This window comes from Streptomyces thermocarboxydus (assembly GCF_024760485.1).
GTDB lineage: Bacteria > Actinomycetota > Actinomycetes > Streptomycetales > Streptomycetaceae > Streptomyces > Streptomyces cellulosae.
This window is the reverse complement of the sequence record NZ_CP058273.1, coordinates 1,387,560-1,413,122: the sequence shown is the minus strand read 5'-3', so window position 1 is coordinate 1,413,122 and position 25,563 is coordinate 1,387,560. Positions and strand designations below refer to the sequence as shown.

The 25,563-nt window shown below is 73.4% G+C and carries 21 protein-coding genes and 3 pseudogenes; 13 read left to right on the top strand and 11 right to left on the bottom strand.

All coding sequences use genetic code 11. The annotated features are described in order from the left end of the window. Positions 1 to 35: 35 nt before the first annotated feature. Both AY578_RS06645 and AY578_RS06640 read right to left on the bottom strand, forming a co-directional pair. The gene (locus AY578_RS06645; protein WP_028961892.1) at positions 36 to 410 is read right to left on the bottom strand and encodes a hypothetical protein; all 375 of its coding nucleotides are present in this window, start codon (positions 408 to 410) and stop codon (positions 36 to 38) included. A gap of 176 nt (positions 411 to 586) precedes the next feature. Further along, positions 587 to 1,456: a DUF8842 C-terminal domain-containing protein gene (locus tag AY578_RS06640; RefSeq protein ID WP_019522802.1), complete on the bottom strand. Its 870-nt coding sequence runs from the start codon at positions 1,454 to 1,456 to the stop codon at positions 587 to 589. Positions 1,457 to 2,001: 545 nt separating this feature from the next. Here AY578_RS06640 and AY578_RS06635 point away from each other — a divergent pair. Then, the gene (locus AY578_RS06635) at positions 2,002 to 2,634 is read left to right on the top strand and encodes a LysM peptidoglycan-binding domain-containing protein (protein ID WP_161231020.1); all 633 of its coding nucleotides are present in this window, start codon (positions 2,002 to 2,004) and stop codon (positions 2,632 to 2,634) included. A gap of 395 nt (positions 2,635 to 3,029) precedes the next feature. Beyond that, positions 3,030 to 3,245: an I78 family peptidase inhibitor gene (locus AY578_RS06630; RefSeq protein ID WP_019522801.1), complete on the top strand. Its 216-nt coding sequence runs from the start codon at positions 3,030 to 3,032 to the stop codon at positions 3,243 to 3,245. Here AY578_RS06630 and AY578_RS34015 read toward each other — a convergent pair. Continuing rightward, positions 3,239 to 4,228 (bottom strand): annotated as a pseudogene (locus AY578_RS34015) (phosphatase PAP2 family protein); the annotation flags it as partial. The gene AY578_RS06630 and the pseudogene AY578_RS34015 overlap by 7 nt on opposite strands. Positions 4,229 to 4,459: 231 nt before the next feature. Continuing rightward, positions 4,460 to 5,740 (bottom strand): glycosyltransferase family 39 protein, encoded by a 1,281-nt coding sequence (locus AY578_RS06620; RefSeq protein ID WP_019522799.1) that lies wholly within the window; start codon positions 5,738 to 5,740, stop codon positions 4,460 to 4,462. A 264-nt stretch (positions 5,741 to 6,004) separates the two neighbouring features. Here AY578_RS06620 and AY578_RS06615 point away from each other — a divergent pair, with 264 nt between their 5' ends. Together AY578_RS06615 and AY578_RS06610 are read left to right on the top strand one after the other, a co-directional pair. After that, positions 6,005 to 7,756, top strand: a complete 1,752-nt coding sequence (locus tag AY578_RS06615; RefSeq protein ID WP_019522798.1) for an MFS transporter — start codon at positions 6,005 to 6,007, stop codon at positions 7,754 to 7,756. A gap of 391 nt (positions 7,757 to 8,147) precedes the next feature. Further along, the gene (locus tag AY578_RS06610; RefSeq protein ID WP_019522797.1) at positions 8,148 to 9,338 is read left to right on the top strand and encodes an acyl-CoA dehydrogenase family protein; all 1,191 of its coding nucleotides are present in this window, start codon (positions 8,148 to 8,150) and stop codon (positions 9,336 to 9,338) included. A gap of 39 nt (positions 9,339 to 9,377) precedes the next feature. Here the strand turns inward: AY578_RS06610 and AY578_RS06605 are convergent, their stop codons facing one another. Continuing rightward, positions 9,378 to 9,815, bottom strand: coding sequence for a cell division protein SepF (locus AY578_RS06605; protein WP_019522796.1), 438 nt, complete (start codon positions 9,813 to 9,815; stop codon positions 9,378 to 9,380). Between the two features lie 291 nt (positions 9,816 to 10,106). On the opposite strand from AY578_RS06605, the gene AY578_RS06600 reads away from it, so the two are divergent. The 3 genes from AY578_RS06600 to AY578_RS06590 all read left to right on the top strand — a co-directional run bounded on the left by AY578_RS06600 (position 10,107) and on the right by AY578_RS06590 (position 14,013). Further along, complete coding sequence (locus tag AY578_RS06600) at positions 10,107 to 11,267, top strand: DUF5685 family protein (RefSeq protein ID WP_019522795.1); 1,161 nt, start codon at positions 10,107 to 10,109, stop codon at positions 11,265 to 11,267. A gap of 329 nt (positions 11,268 to 11,596) precedes the next feature. Then, positions 11,597 to 12,502 carry a S1 family peptidase gene (locus AY578_RS06595; protein WP_019522794.1) on the top strand — a complete coding sequence of 302 codons (906 nt, stop codon included), beginning with the start codon at positions 11,597 to 11,599 and terminating at the stop codon, positions 12,500 to 12,502. 428 nt (positions 12,503 to 12,930) lie between these two features. Continuing rightward, positions 12,931 to 14,013, top strand: a complete 1,083-nt coding sequence (locus tag AY578_RS06590) for a S1 family peptidase (RefSeq protein WP_106959519.1) — start codon at positions 12,931 to 12,933, stop codon at positions 14,011 to 14,013. 69 nt (positions 14,014 to 14,082) lie between these two features. Here the strand turns inward: AY578_RS06590 and AY578_RS06585 are convergent, their stop codons facing one another. After that, positions 14,083 to 15,129 (bottom strand): ABC transporter permease, encoded by a 1,047-nt coding sequence (locus AY578_RS06585; protein WP_019522792.1) that lies wholly within the window; start codon positions 15,127 to 15,129, stop codon positions 14,083 to 14,085. A gap of 154 nt (positions 15,130 to 15,283) precedes the next feature. Here AY578_RS06585 and AY578_RS06580 point away from each other — a divergent pair, with 154 nt between their 5' ends. Continuing rightward, positions 15,284 to 18,817 carry a DNA polymerase III subunit alpha gene (locus AY578_RS06580; RefSeq protein ID WP_161108362.1) on the top strand — a complete coding sequence of 1,178 codons (3,534 nt, stop codon included), beginning with the start codon at positions 15,284 to 15,286 and terminating at the stop codon, positions 18,815 to 18,817. Continuing rightward, positions 18,814 to 19,782 carry a DNA polymerase Y family protein gene (locus AY578_RS06575; RefSeq protein WP_136237696.1) on the top strand — a complete coding sequence of 323 codons (969 nt, stop codon included), beginning with the start codon at positions 18,814 to 18,816 and terminating at the stop codon, positions 19,780 to 19,782. Before AY578_RS06580 ends, AY578_RS06575 begins: the two co-directional genes overlap by 4 nt. Before the next feature lie 11 nt (positions 19,783 to 19,793). Here AY578_RS06575 and AY578_RS06570 read toward each other — a convergent pair. Further along, a pseudogene (locus tag AY578_RS06570) lies at positions 19,794 to 19,985 on the bottom strand (cupin domain-containing protein); the annotation flags it as partial. Between AY578_RS06570 and AY578_RS06565 the strand changes: the two are divergent. Together AY578_RS06565 and AY578_RS06560 are read left to right on the top strand one after the other, a co-directional pair. Next, a pseudogene (locus tag AY578_RS06565) lies at positions 19,986 to 20,403 on the top strand (MarR family winged helix-turn-helix transcriptional regulator); the annotation flags it as partial. Positions 20,404 to 20,580: 177 nt separating this feature from the next. Further along, entirely contained in the window at positions 20,581 to 21,444 is an 864-nt protein-coding gene (locus AY578_RS06560) for a lipase family alpha/beta hydrolase (protein ID WP_136237695.1), read from the top strand. 74 nt (positions 21,445 to 21,518) lie between these two features. On the opposite strand, the gene AY578_RS06555 is transcribed toward AY578_RS06560, so the two are convergent. Then, positions 21,519 to 22,541: a lytic polysaccharide monooxygenase auxiliary activity family 9 protein gene (locus tag AY578_RS06555; RefSeq protein ID WP_136237694.1), complete on the bottom strand. Its 1,023-nt coding sequence runs from the start codon at positions 22,539 to 22,541 to the stop codon at positions 21,519 to 21,521. 183 nt (positions 22,542 to 22,724) lie between these two features. Between AY578_RS06555 and AY578_RS06550 the strand changes: the two genes are divergently transcribed. After that, positions 22,725 to 23,201, top strand: a complete 477-nt coding sequence (locus AY578_RS06550) for a GNAT family N-acetyltransferase (RefSeq protein ID WP_019522786.1) — start codon at positions 22,725 to 22,727, stop codon at positions 23,199 to 23,201. A 16-nt stretch (positions 23,202 to 23,217) separates the two neighbouring features. Here AY578_RS06550 and AY578_RS06545 read toward each other — a convergent pair whose 3' ends face one another. Next, positions 23,218 to 23,352, bottom strand: coding sequence for a hypothetical protein (locus tag AY578_RS06545; protein ID WP_086020113.1), 135 nt, complete (start codon positions 23,350 to 23,352; stop codon positions 23,218 to 23,220). 138 nt (positions 23,353 to 23,490) lie between these two features. On the opposite strand from AY578_RS06545, the gene AY578_RS06540 reads away from it, so the two are divergent. Further along, a complete protein-coding gene (locus AY578_RS06540) occupies positions 23,491 to 24,111 on the top strand; it encodes a class I SAM-dependent methyltransferase (RefSeq protein WP_258902169.1) in 621 nt (206 codons plus the stop codon). 24 nt (positions 24,112 to 24,135) lie between these two features. Here the strand turns inward: AY578_RS06540 and AY578_RS06535 are convergent, their stop codons facing one another. Then, positions 24,136 to 24,636, bottom strand: a complete 501-nt coding sequence (locus AY578_RS06535; protein WP_019522783.1) for a ribonuclease FAU-1 family protein — start codon at positions 24,634 to 24,636, stop codon at positions 24,136 to 24,138. After that, complete coding sequence (locus AY578_RS06530) at positions 24,617 to 25,549, bottom strand: GNAT family N-acetyltransferase (RefSeq protein ID WP_020700015.1); 933 nt, start codon at positions 25,547 to 25,549, stop codon at positions 24,617 to 24,619. Before AY578_RS06530 ends, AY578_RS06535 begins: the two co-directional genes overlap by 20 nt. Positions 25,550 to 25,563 lie beyond the last annotated feature (14 nt).

Genomic DNA, 25,563 nt, shown 5'->3' with positions numbered 1-25,563 from the left:
GTCCCGATCACGGGACCGCCCCTTCGCCATGTCCGTCAGACGCCGCTGCGGGGGGCCGGGGGCAGCCCGGCCGGCACATGGTGCATCTCGTTCGTCCCGCGGTGGACCGTGGCCACGCGCTGCCACTGGGGCGGTTCGACGGCGGGCCGCAGGAGGGAGGCGCCGAACGATCCGGGACTGTGGTCACGGTACGCGCCCGTACTGTGCGGGATGTTCCCGAAGGCGGTGAAGCCCCAGTCCTCCTCGCCGCTGCGGTCGCCCGGCAGCGTACGGAAGGACTTGACGTACTCGGCGTAGAGAGCGTCGTAGATCGGCGTGGCCGAGTGGCCGCTCCGGTAGTCCTGCGCCGGGCGCACGGGTGCGGGGACGGAGGCGAGGGACTGGCGGCGGGGAGCGTCATATGCGTGCACGTATCTCCAAACGACCCCGTGCCACAAGGGATGCGGCCCACCGCAAGTTTTCGCAGGCCGCACCCCGGATCCTTGGGAGCGCGCCGGGACCCGAGCGCCCCTTCAGGGGCGCGGGGAACCGTGCGCTCAACCCCCACGCACGGCCGGCCGACGCACCACCGGACGCGCCCCCGGCCTCAGATCCCCGCGAGCGGCAACGCCGCAGCCACCAGCTTCCCGTTGGCCGCGGCCTTGTCCAGCGCGTCCCGCATCAGATCCTCCCGGGGCTGACGCCCGATGGACCCCACCGGCGCGGCGAACATGAGCACCTGCTGGTGCTTGTTCGCCGCCGCCCGCCACCCGTCGGTGACCTGCAACGGCTGATGCGCCTGCCACCAGGCCACCGGACGGCCGCCGCTCGGGTTCGGCTGGAGCACGGCGTGCAGCTGCCCCGCCGCGAGCAGCACCGACCACCCGTGCAGCACCGGCGGCACGGCGGACATCTCGGTCATCGGCATGAAGCCCTGCTCGATCAGCAGTGGCAGGAAGTCGTCGCCGGAGCCCAGCGTGCCGGGCCGGGCGATGGGGGCGGTCGGCTCGACCACCAGCGCCGGGTGCAGTTCGTTCTGGATCAGCACCAGCCCGCTGGTCACCCCCAGCACGGCCTGCTCGGGCACCAGGTTCGGAGGCTGCTGGGCCTGCGTCGGCCGGTGCGGCTGCTGGAGGTGATGCTGCTGGGGCGCCTGCTGGGTGTGCTGCGCCTGCGGAACCTGCTGCTGCGCCTCCCCGCCCACGGCGCCGATCGACCGCACGGCGCCCTGGAGCTGTTCCTCGGTGACCTGGACGACCTGCGAGGGCAGGCAGGTGGCGTGGGCGAAGGCCAGTACGGCGGTCTCGTCCCCGATGAACAGGACGGTGCTGGTGCGCTCCTGCTCCGAGTCGCCCGGGGTGCGACAGGAGGTGCAGTCGTAACTGCCCGGGGCGGACTCTCCGGCGAGCAGGCGGGCTGCTTCTTCGTCGCCGATCTCGGCGCGTACCTCGTCGCTGACGTCGAGCATGCGCGGCACGGGTGGCTCCCTCGGGATGCGGTGCGTGGCGAGGCCGGGTGGCTCCCGGCCCGTGGTCCGGGTGGATCCCCGGCTCATGAAGAAGACAACGGGCGATCTGTGGCGGGAGTCACGCCTTACGGCGAACGGAATCGAACCATCCAGCGCACAGGGTCACGGCAGGTGCGGAATCCGGCACTCAACGTCAACTTGCCGCACGTACAAGGGGCTTGACGGGGTGAGGTCCCTCACAGCTCACTCCGTGCCGTGGTCGACAAATCCGGAAATCGCGCAATGAAATGGGTGGCCGAAATTCGCCGATACCCCGGGTAAGTCCCCACTGGCCAGGCACGACGGGCCGTTGGTTGATCTCCGCACCGGCGGCTCCTTACATTCCTCCGCCGTGTGCAACGAGCACTGCCCGGGCACGTCCGCCGACCGCACCACCGACGCACCACCCTTCGTACGACCTCGCCGTCGGACGGGGCGGCCGCGGCCCGCGTGTCCCACGACGCGCCGGGCGGCGCACCGCCGGGGGAAGCCCGGGTCCTCGGGGAAGGACCTCCATGTCCGCATGTGCCGACAACGCTCGTCGTCACGCCCGCAGGGCCCGTCCGGCGGCCGTCCTGGCCGGCGCGGCCCTGCTCGCACCGCTCGGACTGCTCGCCGCCGCAGGCGGCGCCGCGGCCGCGGACGGCGGGGTGTGGGACCGCATCGCCCAGTGCGAGAGCGGCGGCGACTGGCACATCAACACCGGCAACGGCTACTACGGCGGGCTCCAGTTCTCCGCCTCCACCTGGCGCGCCTTCGGCGGCACCGCCTACGCCCCGACGGCTGACCGCGCGAGCAAGGGCCGGCAGATCGAGATCGCCGCCAAGGTCCAGCACGCCCAGGGCTGGAACGCCTGGCCCGTGTGCGGCGCCCGTGCCGGGGCGTCGGGACCCGCCCCCGCCGCGGACCCCGCGCCCGGGAAGACGGCAGAGCGGAAGCCGGCCACGGCGCAGACGTCCCCCGGGCGCACCTCCGCCCGCCCCGGCAGGAGCGCCTCCCGCGGCGACTGCACCGTCCGTCCCGGCGACACCCTGAGCGGGATCGCCGCCCGGCACCGGACAGACTGGCGGCGGCTCTACGCGGCCAACAGGGACGTCATCGGCGACGATCCCGACCTGATCGTGCCCGGGCAGCGGCTCGACATCTGAGGTGCCCCCCTTCGTCCGGGCACCAGGGTCCCTCCGGCGGCGGAGGGGCCCTCGCCCGTCCGTCGGCCGTGGCACGGCGGGCCTTGTGGCGAAAATGCGCATTTCTTGTGCACATCCCTTTCACGGGCTGATCGCGCCCGCCCGGGAATGTGCCGCGGTGGCGTTCCCGAATACCTCACGGGGCACAATTCTTTCGGGGTTTGTCGGCGCGACGGCAAGGCACCCGGGAATTCCAGTCGAATGACGGCGAACGGAGTACGGAACCGCTCTTTCGGGTGACGGCCGCCCGTACGCCCCCGTCGTGATCCTGTGACACAAGTGTGACCGCGTCGGTCCCGGGACGCGTCTTCCGGCGCGGACTTCCCCGTTTCCGGGCCAGGGCATAGCGTGGCCGCATGGCACCCATTCCGACACCCCCCACGGAACCCAGCGACCATCCGGACGCCTATGTCGGCCTCGCCGCCGACCGGGCCGAGCACCTCGCGCGCGAGCGCGGCTGGTCCTCGGTACGGGCCCTGGCGCCGGGGACGATCGTCACCATGGAGTACCGCGTGGGCCGGCTGAACTTCGAGGTGAGGGACGGCCGGGTGGCGCGGGCCTGGAAGGGCTGAGACACGCGGGGGTGGCGGTCGGTGTGCTGCGGGCGTCTGCTGCCCGCGGGCGTCACCGGGGAGCGCTCCGCGCGGCTGGTGTGCGGGCCGGGTGCGAGGTAGGCGGGCGAGCGGGCCGCGCGTCCGGCGGGAACCGGCTCGTGCACCGCGGCGGCGGCGTGCTCGGAGAGCGGACGGACCACGACCGGGCGGCCGGCGGGGGCGGGCACCCGCGCCTTGGTCCTGCGGCGGTCGCGCAGCCGGTCCCGTACGGCCAGGATCCGCGCCTCGGCCCGCGCGATCAGCGGCTCGAACCACGGCAGCGCGAGCAGGATCAGCAGGCCCGCGGCCCAGCCCAGCAGGACGTCGCTCAGCCAGTGGGTGCCGATGTAGACGGTGGACAGCCCGACGCCCAGGGACGTCACGGCCGACAGTGCGGAAAGCCAGCGGCGGGCCCGCGGGGTGGAGGCCAGATAGGCCAGGATTCCCCAGGTCACCACGGCGTTCGCGGTGTGACCGCTCGGAAATATATCCCCGCCGAGCCACATCTCGTTCGAGCCGATCTCGGTCGCGTAGTGCGGCCCGAGCCGCCCCATGCCGTACTTGGCGGCGCCCACCGTGATGTTGAGCAGCAGCAGGGAGACGCCGAGGGCGAGCAGCGGGCGCAGCGTGTGCTGCCGCCAGGAGCGCCAGCCCAGCCAGGCGGCGACCATCACGGCGGTGGGGCCGCGCTGGCCCAGGACCACGTAGTAGTCGACGAAGGCGTGCAGCTCCGGCCACTGCTGGTAGGGGCGGAAGAACATGACCTGCCAGTCCAGACGGACCAGCCAGGAGGTGGCCACCACGGCCCACACGATGGCCCCGTAGAAGGCCAGGGTCGCGCCGAGGAGCACGATCCGGTGCCGGCTCATTCGCGGCATGCCGACGTGCGCCGGACGCTCCGGCTCACGGTCCAGCCTCGCGAACACCCGGTCCAGACGGGTGTGACTCCGTTCGGTACGCACCCAATCGACGTTACAGCGAGTGAGTGTGCCGACCCGACGATTCAGCGGCTTTGTGATGACGATGTGATGTGGCATTCCTCTCAGACGGGCCCTTTATTTGCGACGAATCCGAACCCCGGAGCGCAATTGTTTTGGGCATGTCGTACGCCCGGTTTATCGGCCGTCCGAATTGGTTCACCCAGGGCTCGCGCGGAATTCCCGTGCCGCTCACCGGCCGGCCGGGCGGCCCGGTCAGGGCGGCCCCGACCCGTTCAGCCAGAAGGCCCCGTACGCCGCGGAGGCCGCCGCGGCCGTCCCCAGACCCGCCGCGAGCAGGCGCGTCCGCGCCCGGGCCAGGGCCACGGCGAGCGGCAGGAGCAGCGGGAAGGCCGGCATCAGCAGCCGCGGCTTCGACCCGAAGTAGCTCGACGCGCACAGGGCGAGCGCGGTGACCGTGCCGGCGTAGACCAGCAGCGGGAGCGGCTGCCGCCGGCGTACGCACAGGACGTAGAGCCACACCACCAGGGCCACGCCCGCCACCAGCGCGGCCCCGGCGAGGGCCGACGGGAAGGACGTGAACCGTCCGGCGACGAACAGGGCGAAGGCATAGCCGCCGTCGAAGCCGTTGCGCCAGCCGGCCTGCACGTTCAGATAGCCCAGCGGACCGCCCCCGGTCCGCTCGCCGACCCACAGGACGTACCCGGCCGCCCCCAGGGGCGCGAGCAGCATTCCGGCCGCCCGGCGCAGGCGCACTCCGGGGGCGTGCGGCGATGACGGAGCGCCGTCGGGCGCGCCCGTACGCGGGGCGCCGGGCAGGGGACCGGCGTGGCCGTCACCGCGCGCGCCGCCCGCCGACGCCGTACTGCCGTCCCCCACGAAGGAGGAGCCGGAGCGCTCCCGCAGGAAGGCGGCCGCCCCGGCCGCCCACACCGCCGCGACCACCGCGAGCCCCACCGGCCGGGTCAGCCCCGCCAGTCCCGCCAGCAGGCCCGCCGTCACCCAGCGCTCCGTGAGCACGGCGTACAGCGCCCAGGCCGCCAGCGCCGTGAACAGCGACTCGCTGTACGCCATCGACTGCACGATCCCGACGGGCAGCACCGCCCACAGCAGCACCGCGCAGACCCCGGCCCGCCGCCCGTACAGACGGTCGGCCACCGCGAAGATCCCCCAGGCCGCGGCGAGCGAGGCGAGCAGGCTCACCACGAACCCCCCGTCGGCGTACGACAGCGGGGACACCGCCGCCGCCAGCCGCTCGAGCCACGGCAGCAGCGGGAAGAACGCCAGGTTGGAGTGCACGTCGCCGCCCGGCAGCCGCACCTCGTAGCCGTACCCCAGCTCCGCGACCCTCGTGTACCAGAGGGAGTCCCAGCGGGCGGTCAGCAAGGTGTACGCGCTCTTGCCGCGCGCCTCGCTCCACAGGGCCAGGACGACCAGGCCCAGGGCACGCACGGCGGCGTACCCGAGGAGCGCCGGGGCGGCCCGGCGAAGAGCTCCGGGGCGGGCCGCGGCGGCACGCGTCTCGAGATCGTTCACGCGCCGATTATCGACCCGGCCCGGAACCGGCCCGCCCGCGACGGCCTTCGGCCCCCATGGAGGACGTGGTGCACGCCACACCGATCGGCCCCGGGGTTGAGAGGCCCGCCACTCGACCTCAGCGTTCCCTCGCGTACTCTGACGTGTCACTCGCCGTTCGCCGCGCGGGCCGGGGACGACCGCTCCTCTCCGGCCGAGGCACGGGGGAGTCCCCCACCCCGTGAGCCCGCGGCACCCGCGAGGGAACTTCTGGGAGGTACGTACATGTCCGGGACGACCACGGCCGCCGCGCTGCGCCGTCGGGCGGCCGGGGCCGGTGCCAACCGGTGGGTGGTGCTCGTCGTCCTCTGCGTCAGCCTGCTGCTGGTCGCCGTCGACGCCACCGTGCTGCACGTGGCCGTCCCCGCCGTCACCGAGGACCTCAAGCCCGGCGCGGTGGAACTGCTCTGGATCGTCGACGCCTATCCGCTGGTCTGCGCCTCGCTGCTGATCCTGTTCGGCACCCTGGGCGACCGGATCGGCCGCAGACGCGTCCTCCTCCTCGGCTACACCCTGTTCGGCGTGGCCTCGGCCATGGCGGCCTTCGCGCACGACGCGCACCTGCTGATCGTGGCGCGGGCGCTGCTCGGCGTCGGCGGCGCGATGATCATGCCGGCCACGCTGTCGATCCTGCGCCAGGTCTTCCCCGACCGCCGCGAGCGGGCGCTCGCCATCGGCGTCTGGAGCGCCGTCGCCGCCGTGGGCGCCGCGGTCGGACCGCTGCTCGGCGGCTTCCTGCTGGAGCACTTCTGGTGGGGCTCGGTCTTCCTGGTCAACATCCCGCTGATGCTGGTCAGCCTGCCCGTCGGGCGGATCCTGCTGCCCGAGTCGAAGGGCGACGGGAAGGGCCCCTGGGACGTGGCCGGCGCGCTCACGGCCGCCGCCGGGCTGTTCGCGGTGGTCCTCGGCGTGAAGCGGCTCGGCGCGGGCGAACTGGGCGCGGCCACGCTGGTGCCGCTGGCCGCGGGCATCGTCCTGCTGGTGCTGTTCGTCCGCCGGCAGCGGCGGCGCGAGCACCCGCTGCTCGACCTGCGGATGTTCTCCCGGCCCGCGTTCAGCACCTCGGTCGGCTGCATCGTGCTGGCCATGCTCGCCCTGGTGGGCCTCGAGCTGATCGCCGCGCAGTACCTCCAGCTCGTGCTGGGACTGTCCCCGCTGGAGACCGGGCTGCGGCTGGTGCCGCTCACCTTCGCGGCGATGGCCGCGGGCCTGGCGGGCGCCCGGATGCTGCGCCGGTTCGGACCGCGCCGCATGGTCTCCCTCGGCTTCTGCCTCACGGCCGGGGCGGTGGTGCTGCTGACCGCCATGGGCGGCGAGGACAACGCGCCACTGCTGCTCGGCGGTTTCGTGCTGCTCGGCTTCGGCCTGGAGACCACCCTGTTCGGCGCGTACGAGTCGATGCTCAGCGAGGCCCCGCAGGACCAGGCCGGCGGGGCGGCGGCCATCGGCGAGACGTCCTACCAGCTCGGCGCCGGCATCGGCATCGCGCTGCTCGGCAGCGTGATGAACGCGGCCTACGCGCCCGGCCTCTCCGAGGTCCCCGGGGTGCCGGCCTCGGCGTCCGCCGCGGCGGCGCACTCGCTGGGCGAGGCGTACGAGGTCGCGGCCCGCCTGGGCGGTCCCGCGGGTGAGGCGCTGCGGCTGGCCGCCCGCCACTCCTTCGTCCACGGTCTGCATGTGACGCTCCTGGTCAGCGCGGGCCTGCTCCTCGCCGGCGCGGCGATGGCCCTGCGCCTGCCGCGCCTGATGCACTGCGACCCGGAGGAGACCTTCTCCGGACCCGCGTCCGGTGCGTCTGCGGCCCAGGCCGGCTCCGCAGCCCCCTCCGGGCCCGAGTCCGCGACATCTCCGGGAAAGGACCCCTCCGCCCCCGCTTCCGGGACCACCGCCGAGGCGTCTCCCGGCCCGGGCCTCGGCGGCACCCCCACGCGGATGCCCGCGCAGCGGGGGTCGCGTGGCTCGGGCGTGAAGGTCTGATCCCCCAGGCCGACGAGGTCTCGAGGGGGGCCCGAGCGGCCCTCGGCGCGGCTCGGCGGCCTTCCCGCTCACCCTGTGCTCGGCAGTCCCGAGGGCTTTCCGCGCCGGCGGGCCGGCGGACGGGCCGGGAGGCCGACGACGGTGCGGCACCTGAGTCAGCCGGGAGCCCGGGACGGTGCGCCGTGCGAGGCAGTCCGGGCGGCGGAGGCCGGCACGCCCGTCCCGGAGCGCCCCGGGAACGGCGTTCGCCGCCGCACGCCCCGCGCGCCCGCCCGCGCAGCGGGAACCGTGCCGGGGTGGACGGCGGGGGGAGCTCGTCGTAACGTCGGGCCGAGCCTGACTAGCAGTGCTAGTCGAGATATCGGATGACCAGCCCCCGGAGGGTGCACCCATGGCCGCGTCCGCGAAGCCGCCCGCGTTCGACCCCGCCGACCCCCTCGGCCTCGACGACCTGCTGGAGCCGGAGGACCTGGCGATCCGGGACACGGTGCGCGGCTGGGCGGCGGACCGTGTGCTGCCGTACGTGGCGGACTGGTACGAGAAGGGCGAGCTGCCCGGCATCCGGGAGCTGGCCCGGGAGCTCGGCGGGATCGGGGCGCTCGGCATGTCCCTCGACGGGTACGGCTGCGCGGGCGCGAGCGCGGTGCAGTACGGGCTGGCCTGCCTGGAGCTGGAGGCGGCCGACTCCGGCATCCGCTCCCTGGTGTCCGTGCAGGGCTCCCTCGCCATGTACGCGATCCACCGTTTCGGCAGCGAGGAGCAGAAGCAGGAGTGGCTGCCCCGGATGGCAGCCGGCGAGGTCATCGGCTGCTTCGGCCTGACCGAGCCCGACCACGGCTCCGACCCCGGCTCGATGCGTACCTACGCCAAGCGCGACGGTTCCGACTGGGTGCTCAACGGCCGCAAGATGTGGATCACCAACGGGTCCGTCGCCGGGGTCGCGGTCGTCTGGGCGCAGACCGACGACGGCATCCGCGGCTTCGCCGTGCCCACCGACGCGCCCGGCTTCTCGGCGCCGGAGATCAAGCACAAGTGGTCCCTGCGCGCCTCGGTCACCAGTGAGCTGGTCATGGACGACGTGCGGCTGCCCGCCGACGCGGTGCTGCCGGAGGTGACCGGGCTGAAGGGCCCGCTGAGCTGTCTGTCGCACGCGCGGTACGGGATCGTGTGGGGCGCGATGGGCGCCGCGCGGAGCTGTTTCGAGGCGGCGGTCGACTACGCGAAGTCACGGGAGCAGTTCGGGCGGCCCATCGGCGGCTTCCAGCTCACCCAGGCGAAACTCGCCGACATGGCGGTGGAACTGCACAAGGGGATTCTGCTCGCCCACCATCTGGGGCGGCGGATGGACGCCGGCCGCCTGCGTCCCGAGCAGGTCAGCTTCGGCAAACTCAACAACGTGCGCGAGGCGATCGAGATCTGCCGCACGGCCCGGACGATCCTCGGGGCGAACGGGATCTCGCTGGAGTACCCGGTGATGCGGCACGCGACGAACCTGGAGTCGGTGCTCACCTACGAGGGCACCGTGGAGATGCACCAGCTGGTGCTGGGCAAGGCGCTCACCGGAATCGACGCGTTCCGGTAGGCCGGACCGCGGGGGCGGGGCCGGCTCGGCGGCCCCGCCTCAGCTCTGGTTGAAGAAACCGTCGGCGCGGTGCGCGGCCGGCTCGCCGCTGACCACCTCGGTGTCGGCGGGGCTGAGCAGGAACACGCGGTTGGACACCCGCTCGATGGAGCCGCGCAGGCCGAAGATCAGTCCGGCCGCGAAGTCGACGACGCGCTTGGCGTCGGCCGCGTCCATGGCCGTGAGGTTCATGATGACCGGCACGCCCTCGCGGAACAGCTCACCGATGGCGCGGGCGTCCCGGAAGCTGTCCGGGGTGACCGTGCCGATCCGGCGGCCCCGCTCCTCGGCGGCGTCCGCGGCCACCTTGACCCGCGGGTCGGTGACCCAGGCCTCGCCGGGCTCGGTCCCGTCGGAGTAGTCGTCGTCGTAGTAACGCTCGTCTTCGTTGTCGTCGACGAGGCCAAGCCAGGCACTCGCCTTGCGTACCGATCCCATGGACGCCTCCTCTCACAGCGGTCTTTCGTGCGTTCCGCATCCCTATGGTCGTCCATGATGCGGAGGCTGCGCCAAGTGGATAGACGCCGCGCGGGGGGTTTGTGACGGTACTGGTGCACAGCGAATCCGTCGAGAGTCCTGGTTTCCCAAGGGGCGTGACACAAACGGCTGCTGACTGTGAGTGAAATATGATTCTACGCGGCGTACGGGTGATGAGGGGCGCATCCGGGTGAACGCCGCGGCCGGTACGATGCCGCAGCCGGACGTCGTACACATGCACGGGGGGATGCCGTGTTCGGAATCGTCAGGCCGTGCCGTCACCGGCTGGGTGAGAAGCTCACCGCCCAGTGGACGGCCCATCTCTGCGGGCTCTGCCTGGCCCTGCGCGGTGACCACGGGCAGCTCGCACGCATCGTCACCAACTACGACGGGCTGCTCATCTCCGTCCTGACGGAGGCTCAGGCGGACCCGGGCAGCGGCTCGGGGCGCCGGACCGCGGGACCCTGCCCGCTGCGCGGGATGCGCACCGCGTCCGTCGCTCAGGGTGAGGGCGCGCGGCTGGCCGCGGCCGTCTCGCTCGTCCTCGCCTCCGCGAAGGTGCGGGACCATGTCGCCGACGGGGACGGGCTGCTGGCCCGCCGTCCGGTGGCGCTCGCCGCGCGCCGGGTGGCGGCGAGCTGGGACCGGGCGGGCGCCCGGACCGGCTCCGACGTCGGCTTCGACACGGCGGTCCTGGTCGACGCGGTGGACCGGCAGACCGGCATCGAGTCGCTGGCCGGACCCGGCACCCCGATCCTGACGGTCACCGAGCCGACCGAGACGGCGACCGCGGCGGCCTTCGCGCACACCGCCGTGCTCGCCGGACGGCCGCACAACGCCGCACCGCTCGCCGAGGCCGGGCGCCTCTTCGGGCGGCTCGCGCATCTGCTGGACGCGGTGGAGGACCGGGAGGCGGACGCCGCCTCCGGCGCCTGGAACCCGCTCACCGCCACGGGCACCTCGCTCGAGGAGGCCCGCCGGCTCGCCGACGACGCGGTGCACGGCATCCGGCTGGCGCTGCGCGAGGCCGAGTTCACGGACGGCGGTCTCGCCCACCGGCTTCTCGTGCATGAGCTCCCCAACTCCGTACGGCGCGCCTTCGGTACGCCCTCCTGTGCCCACGGTTCGCATCCGTACGCCCCTCCGGGTGCTCCCGGTGCGCCGGGCGGTCCCACACCGCCCGAGCCGCCGCGCCGGGACCGACGCGGGCTGCTGGCGGGATGCGCCGTATGGCTGGGACTCGCCTGTACCTGTCAGCTCTGCTGCGGGACCTACGAGGACCCGTGGACGCGTGAGCGCAAGGACGGCTGCCTCAGCAACTGCGACTGCGACTGCTGCGAGTGCTGCGACTGCTGCAACTGTTGCGGGGAGGACTGCTGTTGCAGCGGGTGCGACTGCGGCTGCGACTGCTGAGGCGGCCTCGGACGTGAAAAGCGCGCCCGCGGTTCCATCCGTAGATCCTCAGGGGTCGGGATTCAGCCATCCCGATCACCGTTCGACCGGTCGGCACCCCGGTGTGACGACCGGTAACGCCGGGTCGGGAGGGGAGTAAGTCGACTAGTCGTCCCTAATCCCCAGGCCAAAAGGCACCCTTGCGCCGAACGGTCGGTCGGCCGAATACTCGCCGCAGCGCTTGTCAGGGGCACGACGGGTCCGGAATCCGGTCCGCCGTCCGCTGACTGCGCCTCACCGGGCCCACAACCCCACGAGGGCCCCCAACTTCCTTTGTGGAGGAACGAAACGTGAGGATCAAGCGCACCACCCCCCAGAGCGGCATCTCGAGACGGACTCGGCTGATCGCCGTCACCACCGGCCTCGTGGCCGCCGCCGCGATCGCGATCCCCAGCGCGAACGCGGCCGACACCCCCACAGCCTTCAGCGCCTCCGCGCTCAAGAGCGCGAGCAACTCGGTGCTGAAGGCCGACGTCCCCGGCACCGCCTGGGCCGTCGACAGCAAGACCAACCGGGTCGTCGTGACCGTCGACAGCACCGTCTCCCAGGCCGAGATCAACAAGATCAAGCAGCAGGCCGGGGAGAACGCCGAGGCGATCACCGTCAAGCGCACCCCGGGCAAGTTCACCAAGCTCATCCAGGGCGGTGACGCCATCTACGCGAGCAGCTGGCGCTGCTCCCTCGGCTTCAACGTCCGCAGCAGCAGCGGCACCGAGTACTTCCTGACCGCCGGTCACTGCACCGACGGCGCGGGCACCTGGTACTCCAACTCCGCCCGCACGACGGCCATCGGCACGACGGCCGGATCCAGCTTCCCGGGCAACGACTACGGCATCGTCCGGTACACCGGCTCCGTCAGCCGGCCCGGCACCGCGAACGGCGTGGACATCACCCGCGCGGCCACCCCGAGCGTGGGCACCACCGTCATCCGTGACGGCTCCACCACGGGCACGCACAGCGGCCGGGTGACCGCCCTCAACGCGACCGTCAACTACGGCGGCGGAGACATCGTCTACGGTCTCATCCAGACCACGGTCTGCGCCGAGCCCGGCGACTCCGGCGGCTCGCTCTACGGCAGCAACGGCACCGCGTACGGTCTGACCTCCGGCGGCAGCGGTGACTGCACCTCCGGCGGCACGACCTTCTTCCAGCCGGTGACCGAGGCCCTGAGCGCCTACGGGGTCAGCGTCTACTAGGACGCCCCGCCGGCGCGGCCGGTTCTGTACGGCTCCTGAGGAGCCGACAGCCTCCACGAGCCCCCGCACGCGACCCGCGTGCGGGGGCTCGTCCCTGTTCCGGACCGGACGAATCTCGCCGTGGAGGGGCGATTTTCAGCCACCGACCGAATGGGCGGTACGTGCCCCCGGTAACCCCCGTGTGACGTTTGCAGTATGAACCGTCCCGCGTCTCCATGAACTGTCAGGACATAGGGGGCGCACGGCGCTTGTCGTACGCGCGTCCTGAAGTCGACCTTGTGTGCTCCCAGTGACGTTCGGAAGAGTAGGCGGCGTTCAACCGGCGCGGGCGTGGCTTTTGCTGTGCTCCACCCCCGTGGCCGTACGCCTTCCGGTCCGGCGGAGTCCCCACAACCCCTCCGGGCCGTCCCCCCACAGGAGGACGTGAGTTGAAGCACCGACGCATATCCAGGCGCCGTGCCGTCATGGCGGGTGCGGGCATCGCCGCACTGGCCGCGGGCGCGGTCACCTTCCAGACTGCGAACGCCAGCGAGGTTCCGGCCGACGCCGCGCCCCGCACCCTCTCGGTCCAGGCGGCCGGAAATCTCGCCTCGACGCTGCTCCAGGACCTGGGCGCCGACGCGGCGGGAACGTACTACGACGCGAAGAGCAAGAGCCTCGTGGTGAACGTGCTCGACGAGACCGCGGCCGAGGCCGTCGAGTCGGCCGGCGCGAAGGCCAGAGTCGTGGCGAACTCGCTCGCCGAGCTGAAGAGCGCGCGCACCACGCTCCAGCAGGACGCCACCATCCCGGGCACGTCCTGGGTGACCGACCCGGTCTCCAACAAGGTCGTCGTCACGGCGGACCGCACGGTCTCCAAGGCCGAGTGGGCCAAGCTGACCGAGGTCGCCGAGGGGCTCGGCACCACGGTGGAGCTCAAGCGCACCCAGAGCGAGTTCAAGCCCTTCATCGCCGGCGGTGACGCCATCACCGGCGGCGGCGGGCGCTGCTCGCTGGGCTTCAACGTGACCAAGGGCGGCGAGCCGCACTTCCTCACCGCGGGCCACTGCACCGAGTCCATCTCGACCTGGTCGGACTCCTCGGGCAACGTCATCGGCACGAACGCCGCGTCCAGCTTCCCGGGCGACGACTACGGCCTGGTCAAGTACACGGCGGACGTGGCGCACCCGAGCCAGGTGAACCTCTACAACGGCTCCTCGCAGTCGATCTCCGGCGCCGCCGAGGCGACCGTGGGCATGCAGGTGACCCGCAGCGGCTCCACCACCCAGGTCCACTCCGGCACGGTCACCGGTCTGGACGCCACCGTGAACTACGGCAACGGCGACATCGTCAACGGTCTGATCCAGACCGACGTGTGCGCCGAGCCCGGCGACAGCGGCGGCTCGCTCTTCTCGGGCGACAAGGCGGTCGGCCTGACCTCCGGCGGCAGCGGCGACTGCACCTCGGGCGGCACGACCTTCTTCCAGCCCGTCACCGAGGCCCTGTCGGCCACCGGTACGCAGATCGGCTGAGTCCGCTCGGGCTCCACGGCGTCCCGTCCCTTCCGTGCGGAGGGGCGGGACGTCCGCGTGCGGCGGGCGCTATGCGGCACGCTCCGGTTCCGGGCGCCGGCGCAGCGCCGACATCAGCACGGTGACGGCGGCCCCCGCCACGGCCCAGGCGGACAGCACCAGCAGCGGGCCGGTCACGGCGTTGCCCCGGAAGTACACGATCGAGCGGGCCGCCCAGGTGCCCGCGCCCGGCGGCAGCGCGGGTCCGATCGCCGCCCAGAACGGCGGCAGCAGCGGCGCCGGCAGCGCCCCGCCCGCGCTCGGGTTGCCCAGGATCACCACGAGCAGGATCGCCACGCCGATCCCGAGGACCCCGAGGACGGCCTGCAGCGCGAGCGTGGCGGCGCCCACCGCGAAGATGATCAGCGCGCCCAGCCCCCACAGCCCCGCGAACCCGCCCGGCAGCGCGTCCAGGGCGGGGCCGACGATCAGTGCGCCGCCGAGCCCGCCGAGCACCGCGACCACGGCCATGGCGCCGAGCCGGATCACCGCCCGGCGCGGGGTGGACGCCCGCGCGCCCGCGCTGATCGCCAGGATCGACGCGCACAGATAGCCGCCCACGCACCAGCCGACCACCACGTAGAACGACGACAGCCCGTTGGCGTCCTGGGCGGAGGCCGGGGCGACGTCCTCGACCCGCAGGGTGCGCCCCTGGTCCCGCTCCACCTCGGTGAAGAGCCGTTCCAGGGCGGTGGCCAGCGAGGTGCCGCCGCCGGTGGCGACCAGCAGGGTGTCGGTGGTCCCCTCGGGGTCGACCACCAGGGCCCCGTCGACGTCCCGGTCCTCGATCTGCCGGCGGGCGGCCGCCTCGTCCGGCACCGTCCGCGGGTCCAGCGGAGAGCCCGGCAGCTCCTTCAGCCGGGCCACCGTCTCCTTCGCCACGGACGGGGGCGCGACGACCCCGACGGACGCGTCGCGCAGGGCGGGGTGGTGCAGGGCGCCCACGTACGAGGTGATGAACAGCAGCATCAGCGCGATCACGCCGAGCACCAGCAGGGTGGCCCGCGGGGTCACGGCGTCGCGCACCTCGCCGGGGAACGAGTGCGGGCGGGCCCCGGGGACGGTGCTCTGTGTCATGTCCCCACGGTCCGGGGGAGCGGGTGTTTGCGCAGGTGGGGGAGGGCCGAACGGATGTCGCACACTCATTCGAAAATTGGTCTATGGTGGGGGTGAGGTGACTGGGAACAGTTGTTCGATAGACGGTCGGGACTCACGAGTGCGGGAGGTGCGTGTGCCGGGTTTCACGCATCTGCACACCGTCTCCGGGTTCTCCCTGCGCTACGGCGCCTCCCACCCGGAACGGCTGGCCGAGCGCGCCTCCGAGCGGGGCATGGACGCCCTCGCCCTCACCGACCGCGACACCCTCGCCGGGTCCGTCCGCTTCGCCAAGGCCTGCGCCAAGGCCGGCGTCCGCCCGCTGTTCGGCGCGGAGCTCGCGGTGACGCCCCCGGCCGCCGCCTCCGCCCCCGGCGACAGCTCCGTACGGCGGGACCGGCGCCGCACCCCGGTGCGCGGAGGCGCCTTCATCGACGAGTCGACACCGCGTGTGACCTTCCTCGCCCGGGACGGCGCCCGCGGCTGGGCCGACCTGTGCCGGCTGGTCTCCGCCGCCCACACCGCCGACGGCCTGCCCCGGCTCGCCTGGGAGGACAACCACGCCGGCGGACTGACCGTCCTGCTCGGCCCCGACTCCGACGTCGGCCGCGCCCTCGCCGCGGGACGCCCCGACCGCGCCGCCCGGCTGCTCGCCCCCTGGCGCGAGGTGTACGGCGACGCGCTGCGTCTGGAGGCCGTCTGGCACGGGCGCACCGGCACCGGCCCCGGCTCGCTGCGGCTGGCCGCCCGCACCCTGGGCTTCGCCGCCGAGCAGCGGGTGCGGCCCGTGCTCAGCAACGCCGTCCGATACGCCGACCCCGGCCTCGGCCCGGTCGCCGACGTCCTGGACGCGGCCCGCCGGCTGGTCCCGGTCGACCCGGCCAAAGGGCTGGACTCCGGCGAGGCCTGGCTGAAGGACCGGGGCGCCATGCTGGAGACGGCCGAGCGGATCGTGGAGGCCGCCGGATTCCGCCGCGACACCGCCCTGCGGCTGCTCGACCAGACGCAGGCCACGGCCGCCGAGTGCCTGGTCGACCCCGAGGACGACCTCGGCATGGGCAGCGTCCACTTCCCCGAGCCGCACCTCGTCGGCGCGGGCCGCCGCACCGCCCAGCGGGCGCTGGCCTCCCGTGCGGCGGCGGGCATGGTGCTGCGCGGCTACGACCGCCGCCGGGAGTACTGGGAGCGGATGCACCACGAGCTGGACATCATCGCCCACCACGGCTTCGCCTCCTACTTCCTCACTGTCGCCCAGGTGGTCGACGACGTGCGGGACATGGGCATCCGGGTCGCCGCGCGGGGCTCCGGCGCGGGCTCCCTGGTCAACCATCTGCTGGGCATCGCGCACGCCGACCCGGTCGAGCACGGGCTGCTGATGGAGCGCTTCCTGTCCAAGGAGCGGGTGGTGCTGCCGGACATCGACATCGACGTGGAGTCCGCCCGCCGGCTCGAGGTCTACCGCGCGATCATCGGCCGGTTCGGCGCCGAGCGGGTCGCCACGGTCGCCATGCCGGAGACCTACCGGGTGCGCCACGCCATCCGGGACGTGGGCGCGGCGCTGTCCATGGACCCGGCCGAGATCGACCGGGTCGCCAAGTCCTTCCCGCACATCCGCGCCCGCGACGCCCGCGCGGCGCTCGAGGAGCTGCCCGAACTGCGGCAGCTGGCGGGGGAGAAGGAGAAGTACGGCAGGCTCTGGGAGCTGGTCGAGGCACTCGACGCGCTGCCGCGCGGTGTCGCCATGCATCCCTGCGGGGTGCTGCTGTCCGACGCCTCCCTGCTCTCCCGCACACCGGTCATGCCGACCAGCGGGGAGGGCTTCCCGATGGCGCAGTTCGACAAGGACGACGTGGAGGACCTGGGGCTGCTCAAGCTGGACGTGCTGGGTGTGCGGATGCAGTCGGCGATGGCGCACGCGGTCGGCGAGGTGGAGCGGGCGACGGGGGAGCGGATCGACCTGGACGCGGTGCCGGAGGGCGATCCGGCGACGTACGCGCTGATCCGGTCGACCGAGACGCTCGGCTGCTTCCAGATCGAGTCCCCGGGCCAGCGGGACCTGGTGGGGCGGCTTCAGCCGTCGACCTTCCACGACCTGGTCGTGGACATCTCGCTGTTCCGGCCGGGACCGGTCGCCGCCGACATGGTGCGGCCGTTCATCGAGGCCCGGCACGGGCGGGCGCCGGTGCGCTACCCGCACCCGGACCTGGAGGAGGCGCTGAAGGGGACGTACGGCGTCGTGGTCTTCCACGAGCAGGTCATCGACATCGTCTCGGTGATGACCGGCTGCGGGCGCGGCGAGGCGGACCGGGTGCGGCGCGGGCTGTCCGACCCGGAGTCGCAGGGGCGGATCAAGGTGTGGTTCGCCCAGCACGCGGCGGACCGGGGCTACGACGCGGAAACGATTCAGCGGACCTGGGAGATCGTCGAGGCCTTCGGCTCCTACGGCTTCTGCAAGGCGCACGCGGTCGCCTTCGCCGTGCCGACGTACCAGTCGGCGTGGCTGAAGGCGCACCATCCGGCCGCCTTCTACGCCGGGCTGCTCACCCACGACCCCGGGATGTATCCGAAGCGGCTGCTGCTGGCGGACGCGCGACGACGGGGGGTGCCGGTACTGCCGTTGGACGTCAACAAGTCGGGGGTCGCACACAGGATCGAACTGATGTCTGAATCAGGGGAGCCGGGGCCGAAGGTGTGGGGCCTGCGCCTGGCGCTGTCCGACGTGCACGGCATCAGCGAGGCCGAGGCGGAGCGGATCGCCGAGGGCCAGCCGTACTCCTCGCTGCTCGACTTCTGGGAGCGGGCCCGGCCCAGCCGTCCGCTCGCCGGGCGCCTCGCCCAGGTCGGCGCGCTCGACGCGTTCGGCGCCAACCGCCGCGACCTGCAACTGCACCTGACCGAACTGCACCGCGGCGCCCGCGGCGGGCGCGGAGACCAGCTCCCGCTGTCCGGGGGCCGGCGGACCGCCCCGGCCGGGCTGCCCGATCTCACCGAGCCGGAGAAGCTCAGCGCCGAGCTGGGCGTGCTCTCCATGGACGCCTCCCGCCATCTGATGGACGACCACGGCGACTTCCTCAAGGAGCTGGGCGTGGTCTCCGCGCGGCGGCTGCGCGAGGTGCGGCACGGGGAGACGGTGCTGGTCGCGGGCGCCAAGGCGGCCACCCAGACCCCGCCCATCCGCTCCGGCAGGCGGGTCATCTTCTCCACCCTGGACGACGGCACGGGCCTGGTCGACCTCGCCTTCTTCGACGACTCGCACGACACCTGCGCCCACACCGTCTTCCACTCCTGGCTGCTGCTGGTGCGCGGGGTGGTGCAGCGGCGCGGCCCGCGCAGCTTCAGCGTGGTCGGCTCCGCCGCCTGGAACCTCGCCGACCTGCTGGAGGTCCGCCAGGAGGAGGGCCTGGAGGGGGTCGCCGCGCGGCTCGCCGCCCCGGCGGGCAACGGCTCCGGGGCCGCCGACGACGGCGACGCGCCGGCCCGCAGGCGGCTGGCCGGTTCGGACGGGCTGCCCGCGCCGGCCGGCTCGGCCGCCCGCGATCCGATGGAGGAGCGGACGATCCGCATGCCCACGGGGTACGAGATGCACCCCTGGGCCGATCTGCGCCCCGCGGGCGAAGGGCCCGCGGTGGGAAGGAAGTTGTGGCACCAGAGTCCGGGGAGTGCGGGATGACCATTCTCTGCGTACGTTTCCAGCTGCCGCCGATGTACGAGGCGGCCCTGCCGGGGCTGCTCGGCCTGCTGGAGGAGTTCACCCCCGTCGTGCAGGCCCTGCCGCCGGACGGCGCGCTGGCCGATCTGCGCGGCGCCGAACGGTACTTCGGGCGCACCGCGCTGGAACTGGCCTCGGTGATCCGGGTGCGCGCCCTCGCCCTGCACGGCGTCGACTGCGTGATCGGCGCGGGGCCCGGACCGATGACGGCCCGGATGGCGCTGCGGGAGGCCCGGCCGGGGCGGACCCGCGCGGTGGACGCGGACGAGGTACGGGAGTTCCTCGCCGGGCAGCCCGTCGTCGCGCTGCCCGGCGTGGGCGCCAGGACCGCCCGCACCCTGTGCGAGTACGGCCTGGACACCCTCGGCCGGGTCGCCGCCGCCCCGCTGTCCACGCTCCAGCGGCTGGTGGGCGCCCGCGCCGGACGCGAGCTGCACGAGAAGGCCAACGGCGTCGACCGCGGCCGGGTCGTCCCCAACGCGGTGTCCCGCTCCCTGGCCGCCGAACGCCCCTTCACCCGCGACGAACTGGACCCCGGCCGGCACCGGCGCGCCCTGCTCTCGGCCGCCGAGGAACTGGGCGCCCGGCTGCGCGCCCTGGACAAGGTCTGCCGCGGCCTCACCCTCACCGTCCGCTACGCCGACCGGTCCGCCACCACCCGCACCCGCACCCTCCCCGAACCGACCGCGCACTCGCCCGCGCTCACCAGGACGGCGTACGGGCTGTACGAGGCGCTCGGTCTGCAGCGCGCCCGGGTACGCGCGGTCGCCCTCCGCGCGGAGGGCCTCGACCCCGCCGAACAGGCCGCCCACCAGCTCACCTTCGACCCCGTGGACGAGAAGGTGCGCCGCATCGAGGAGGTCGCGGACCGCGTACGGGCCAAGTTCGGCCCGCGTGCGCTGATGCCGGGGTCGCTGGCGGCGTAGGTCCCCTTCGGTCACCGGGTCCACGGCGGCGCGATGCGCGTGCCGTCGTCGAGGGTCGCCTCCAGGCCGGGGGAGGTGGTGACCCAGGTGACGGCCGTCCCGTCGCCCGGGTTCTCGACGGCGAGCGTAGAGCCGGGGTGCACGCCGACGGCGTCGCCCGCGCCGACGCGGTGCGGGGTGCCGTCGAGCGTGATCAGCAGCTCGTGGAGAACTCCGAGGCCATGGCCCTGTCCGCCGCCGTGCTCGCCGTCGCGGGCGAGCTGACCCGGCGTATCCATGAGGGCGTCGTCGCCCGGGGGTTCGAGGGGCTGCGGCCCGCGCACGGCTTCGCCTTCACCCGGCTCGCCCCGGACGGCGCGACCGTCACCACCTCGCGGCCCATCTCGGGGTGACCGTCGACGAGCTGGTGCGCAAGGGGTACGCCGAGCGCCGCCCGCACCCCGCGGACGCGCGGGCGCGGCTGGTCGTGCTCACCGAGGCGGGGCGGGCCTGTACCGGGCGGCCGAGGGGGCGGCGGAGGCCGTGCATGTCTGGAGCGAGACGCTCGGGGAGTCCGAAGTGCGGGCGCTGGGAGCGCAATTGCTGCGCATCGCGCCCAACGGGGCGATTCGTCCCGCTTGGCGAGCCCTTATCAGGTCCCGGCGAGTGGTCGCGGGTCATCGTCGGAATTTTTTACCGACCCGTAACTTCCCGGCTTTCCCTACTCGCCCGTAACTTGATGAGTGAACAGCATCCCGTGATCCGGATCACAGGGCGTAGGACCCCACCCTTCCCCTTGAGCCGCAAGGAGATCACACGATGCTGCCCTGGAAGCGGGTGATCAGACCGCTGGCCGCGTTCCTGCTGGCCGCGGTCGCCGTCACCGTCCCCGCCGCCTCGGGCGCGCAGGCCGCCGCCGCACCCAGCTCCGGCTGGAACGACTTCGCCTGCAAGCCCTCCGCCGCCCACCCCCGACCCGTCGTCCTGGTCCACGGCACCTTCGGCAACTCCGTCGACAACTGGCTGGGCCTCGCGCCCTACTTGAAGAGCCGCGGCTACTGCGTCTTCTCCCTGGACTACGGCCAGCTCCCCGGCGTCCCGCTCTTCCACGGCCTCGGTCCCGTCGACAAGTCCGCCGAACAGCTCGACGCCTACGTCGACCGGGTGCGCGCCGCGACCGGCGCCGCGAAGGTCGACATCGTCGGCCACTCCCAGGGCGGCATGATGCCCCGCTACTACCTCAAGTTCCTCGGCGGCGCCGCCGAGGTGAACGCCCTGATCGGCATCGCCCCCAGCAACCACGGCACCACACTCGGCGGTCTCACCGCGCTGCTGCCGTACTTCCCCGGCGCCGAGGACCTGCTGAGCGCGGCCACCCCCGCCCTCGCCGACCAGATCGCCGGCTCCGCCTTCCTCACCAAGCTCAACGCGGGCGGCGACACCGTCCCCGGCGTCCGCTACACCGTCATCGCCACCAAGTACGACGAGGTCGTCACCCCGTACCGCAGCGCCTTCCTGACCGGGCCGAACGTCCGCAACGTCGTCCTCCAGGACCTCTGCGCGGTCGACCTGTCCGAGCACCTGGCCATCGCTCTGCTCGACCGGATCGCCTTCCACGAGGTGGCGAACGCCCTCGACCCGGACCACGCGCAACGCACCACCTGCGCCTCGGTGTTCAGCTGACACGTGTCATCGGAAAGTGAGAAGCAGCGGGTCCCTGTCCGGCCTGAGCCGCCGGACAGGGACCCGCCGCCGGTTCAGCGCCCGTGGCGTCCGGTCGCCGTGCGCCGCCGCGCGGAGGCGAACAACGCGGCCGAGCCGAGGGCCAGCGCCGCGGCGCCGCCGACCATCAGGTACGGCGTGCTGTCGTCGCCGCCGGTCTCCGCCAGGTCCTGCGTGCCGCCGGCCGCCTTCACCTGGTTGCCCGTGTCCGCCGCGACCGGGTCGGCCGTGGTCGCGGGGTCGTCGTCACCGTGCCCGTGGTTCTCGACCGTCGACTTCCCGGCGCCGGCCTCGATCTGCTCCTGGGACGGGGCGGAGGCGGACGGCGCCGGGGCGGGCGCCTCCTTCGGGCTCTCGTCGGTGGTGGCGTCCTCGCCCTTGTCCGTCTCGCCGCCGTCGTCCTTCGTCCCGCCGCCCGCCTGCGCGCCGCCGAAGGTGACGTCCGAGCAGGAGTAGAAGGCCTCCGGGCTGTCCGACCGCTGCCAGATCGCGTACAGCAGCTGCTGGCCGGAGCGCTCCGGGAGCGTGCCGGAGAAGGTGTAGAAGCCGTCGGCCGCGGCCGGGTCGGTGGCGGTCGCCACCGGGTTGGCCAGGTCCAGGTCGTCCCAGGCCAGCGGCTGGGACGGGTCGTAGCCGGGCTTGGTGATGTACACCGTGAAGGTGCCCTTGTGCGGGGCCGTCACCCGGTACTTGAAGGTGTGCTCGCCGCCGGACACGCTCGTCGCCGGCCAGTCGGCGCGCGCCAGGTCGAGACCCTTGAACGCCTCGTTGCCGGCGCTGCACAGCTTGCCGTCCGGGATCAGCTCCTGGTGGCGGCCGCCCGCGTCACCGATGCGGACGCCGTTCCAGTCGTACAGCGCCTGGGTGCCGCCGGCCGCGACGGCCGCCTTGCACGCCTCCGATTTCGGGCTCTCCGGCCCCTCGCCGAAGCACTGGAAGACCCGGCTGACCGGGTCGCCCATCGAACCGTGGGCGGCCGCCGGGGCGGCGGACAGTCCGGTGACGGCGAGCGGGCCGAGAGCTATGGCGGCGACAGCGGCCTTGCGGCGTGCGGACATGGGGCAGCAACTCCTCGACGAACAACGGATCTCATGGGGGAGACCCCGGGGGGATCCCGTGGGGGTGGCTCAGAACCTAGCCCCGGGAAAGCCGGAAATCGCCCGGTGAGGGCGGTGCGGGGAGATCCTTATGGTCGCTTTAAGGGAGCGTTCGGACTGGGATCAGGTAGGGAGCGTGCGCGCATGACGAACGCGCGGATCAGGGCGGCCGTCGACGCCGACGTACCGGACGTGAGGGCGGTGGTCGACGCGGCCTTCCGGCCCTACGTCGCCCGCATCGGCGTGGTCCCGGTGCCCATGGAGGCGGACCACGCGGCGAACGTGGCCGAGGGCCGGGTGTTCGTGGCGGAACTGCACGACGACGGTGGGGCCGGGACCGCGCGCGTGGCCGGCCTCGTCGTGCTGGAGCCGCGCGCGGACCACCTGTATCTGGACACCGTCGCCGTCCACCCCGACGCGCAGGGCGCCGGGCTGGGACGGCTGCTGCTGGAGTTCGCGGAGGACCGGGCGCGGGAGCTCGGACTGCCCGAGATCCGGCTGTTCACGAACGCCATGATGTGGGAGAACCAGAAGATCTACCCCAGGCTCGGCTACGAGACCGTCGAGCGCCGGGTGACCGGCCCGTACGACCGGATCCACTACCGCAAGCGGCTGGGCTGAGCCCCGCGCGGGGCGTTCAGCCGTCGGGCCACCAGGTGCGGGCGATGTCCTCGCGGACCTCGGGGCGCTCCGCGGGGCGCTCCTCGGCCTCCTCACGGACCCGTCGGGCGTCCGTCCTCCTCGAGGGCTTCTGCACGGTGACGCGGCGCATGGCTGCCTCCTCGAAGGCCCACCGGGTCACCCGTTCCCACGGCGGTGAACCTTCCGGGGGAGAGTTCCTCATCCGTCCCCTCGTGTCTGTGGCCCCGGTCACGAATCGATTGTCAGTGGCAGGTGTCACCCTGAGCCCATGACCACACAGCACGGTGACGGGACGGACGCGAGCGGCGCCTACTGGGACGCGCGGGCGGCCACCTTCGACGAGGAGCCGGACCACGGCCTGCGTGACCCCGGCGTGCGCGCCGCCTGGGCCGCGCGGCTGAAGGACTGGCTGCCCGGCCGGCCCGGCGACGTCCTCGACCTCGGCTGCGGCACCGGCAGCCTCTCCCTCCTCGCCGCCGAGCAGGGCCACCGGGTCACCGGCGTGGACCGGTCCCTGGCCATGGTGGAGCTGGCCCGGCAGAAGCTCGCCGGGCGGCACGCGGTGTTCCTCACCGGCGACGCGGCCCACCCGCCGGTCGACGGCGAGCGGTACGACGCCGTCCTCGTCCGGCACGTGCTGTGGACGCTGCCCGAGCCGGACCGGGTGCTGCGCCGCTGGCGCGACCTGCTGCGGCCGGGCGGACGGCTGGTGCTGGTCGAGGGCGTGTGGGGCACGGAGAGCCCGGTCGGCATATCCGCGGACCTGCTCACCGCCCTCCTCGCCCCGCTCACCGCCCAGGTGCGCGTGGAGCGGCTGTCCGGCGACCCGGAGCTGTGGGGACGGGAGGTCGACGACGAGCGGTACGCGGTGGTGGCCTTGCGGGAGTGAACCCAGGTCGCCGAAGGGCGCCTCTCAGTCGAGCAGGGTGCCCAGGCCCGCCCCGCGGGCCAGGGCGTCCAGCTCGTCGAGGGCGGCCACCGCGGCCGCCGCCGCCTCGGGGTCCCGGCCTGACAGCCCGCTCGCCGCGAACTCGTCCTCGTCCAGCCGTCGTACGTCCGTGCCGTCGGCGGAGACCCACAGGTCCAGGTCGAGGTCCTCCACGACCAGGCGGCCCCCGGACAGCTCGGCCGGACGGGTGATGTCGCAGTAGTGGCCCTTGAGCGCGCCCCCGGAGGCGCGCACCTCCTTCACGGAGTACCAGCGGTCCCGCCAGTAGTGCTCCGTGAAGACGTCCCCGGGCTCGAACCGCACGAAGCCGAAGTCCCGTACGCCCTCGCCCGCCCAGGGGGCGCGCACGCTCACCCGGGTGCCGTCGTCGGCGAGCAGCTCCGCCGGGTAACTGATCTTCGTGCGGCCCGCCTTGACCAGGACCACCTCGACCGTCGCCGGTCCGTCAGCCGAGTTCGCGGACATACCGTACCTCCGTCCCGCACAGCTCGTAGCCGAACCACTTGTTGATCGCGATCATCGGCTCGTTCCCGGTGTCGTTGCCCGTGAAGGCCTCCGTGTACCCGGCCGCGCGGGCCCGGTGCAGCGAGTCGTTCTTCGCGAGCTTCGCCAGGCCCCGGCCGCGGAAGGCGCGGGCCGTGCCGGTCATGCCCGTCGCGTAGCGCGTGGCGCCGTCCGTGCGGGCCGCCGTGAACGCCGCCGGCCGGCCGTCGGCCACGGCCACCGTGGTCAGCTCCGCGTCGAACAGCGGGTGCTGCCAGGTCTCCCTGAGCCACGCCTCGTAGTCGGTGAACTCGAAGTCCACGTCGCTCGGTTCGTCCGCCGTGGTCTCCGCGTCCAGCTCGAACAGCGGGCGCGGGTCGTCAGCGTACGCGGACCCCGGACGCAGCTCCACCCCGGGCGGCGGGCCCTGCAGCGGGGGCAGTTCGCGGTGCGCCAGGTCCAGACGGAGGAAGTGCGCGGAGCGGCTCGCCCGGAAGCCGTGCCGCTCGGCGAAGGCGCGGTTGCCGGGCTCGTCCAGCACCCAGGCCAGCAGCCGGGTCGCCCCGTGCGCGGTCAGATGCTCCTCGGCGGCGCGCAGCAGCAGCGTCCCCGCGCCCCGGCGTGTGTGCCGGGGGTGCACGTAGATGTTGACGTTGCCCTGACCGGGCACGGCGCTGTCGTGCGCCAGGTGCACCTGGGCCGTGCCGATCACCTCCCCGTCGTCGTCCACCGCCACGAACGGGCGGTAGTGCGCGTCGGGATGCATCTCGGTGAGGTCGTGGGCCAGGGACTCGGGGGTGACCAGGATGAACGGCAGGGCCGCGTGGCGTACGCGGGCGAAACCCTCCAGGTCGGCGGGGGCGTCGGGGCGCAGGTCGCGGACGGTCACTGTCATGTGAGGGCACGCTA

Bases quoted from the DNA above. Each gene is read 5' to 3' on its own strand.
- AY578_RS06635 (WP_161231020.1), top strand. From the start codon at position 2,002: ATGTCCGCATGTGCCGACAACGCTCGTCGTCACGCCCGCAGGGCCCGT.
- AY578_RS06630 (WP_019522801.1), top strand. From the start codon at position 3,030: ATGGCACCCATTCCGACACCCCCCACGGAACCCAGCGACCATCCGGAC.
- AY578_RS06615 (WP_019522798.1), top strand. From the start codon at position 6,005: ATGTCCGGGACGACCACGGCCGCCGCGCTGCGCCGTCGGGCGGCCGGG.
- AY578_RS06610 (WP_019522797.1), top strand. From the start codon at position 8,148: ATGGCCGCGTCCGCGAAGCCGCCCGCGTTCGACCCCGCCGACCCCCTC.
- AY578_RS06605 (WP_019522796.1), bottom strand. From the start codon at position 9,815: ATGGGATCGGTACGCAAGGCGAGTGCCTGGCTTGGCCTCGTCGACGAC.
- AY578_RS06585 (WP_019522792.1), bottom strand. From the start codon at position 15,129: ATGACACAGAGCACCGTCCCCGGGGCCCGCCCGCACTCGTTCCCCGGC.
- AY578_RS06575 (WP_136237696.1), top strand. From the start codon at position 18,814: ATGACCATTCTCTGCGTACGTTTCCAGCTGCCGCCGATGTACGAGGCG.
- AY578_RS06560 (WP_136237695.1), top strand. From the start codon at position 20,581: ATGCTGCCCTGGAAGCGGGTGATCAGACCGCTGGCCGCGTTCCTGCTG.
- AY578_RS06555 (WP_136237694.1), bottom strand. From the start codon at position 22,541: ATGTCCGCACGCCGCAAGGCCGCTGTCGCCGCCATAGCTCTCGGCCCG.
- AY578_RS06550 (WP_019522786.1), top strand. From the start codon at position 22,725: ATGACGAACGCGCGGATCAGGGCGGCCGTCGACGCCGACGTACCGGAC.
- AY578_RS06545 (WP_086020113.1), bottom strand. From the start codon at position 23,352: ATGCGCCGCGTCACCGTGCAGAAGCCCTCGAGGAGGACGGACGCCCGA.
- AY578_RS06540 (WP_258902169.1), top strand. From the start codon at position 23,491: ATGACCACACAGCACGGTGACGGGACGGACGCGAGCGGCGCCTACTGG.
- AY578_RS06535 (WP_019522783.1), bottom strand. From the start codon at position 24,636: ATGTCCGCGAACTCGGCTGACGGACCGGCGACGGTCGAGGTGGTCCTG.
- AY578_RS06530 (WP_020700015.1), bottom strand. From the start codon at position 25,549: ATGACAGTGACCGTCCGCGACCTGCGCCCCGACGCCCCCGCCGACCTG.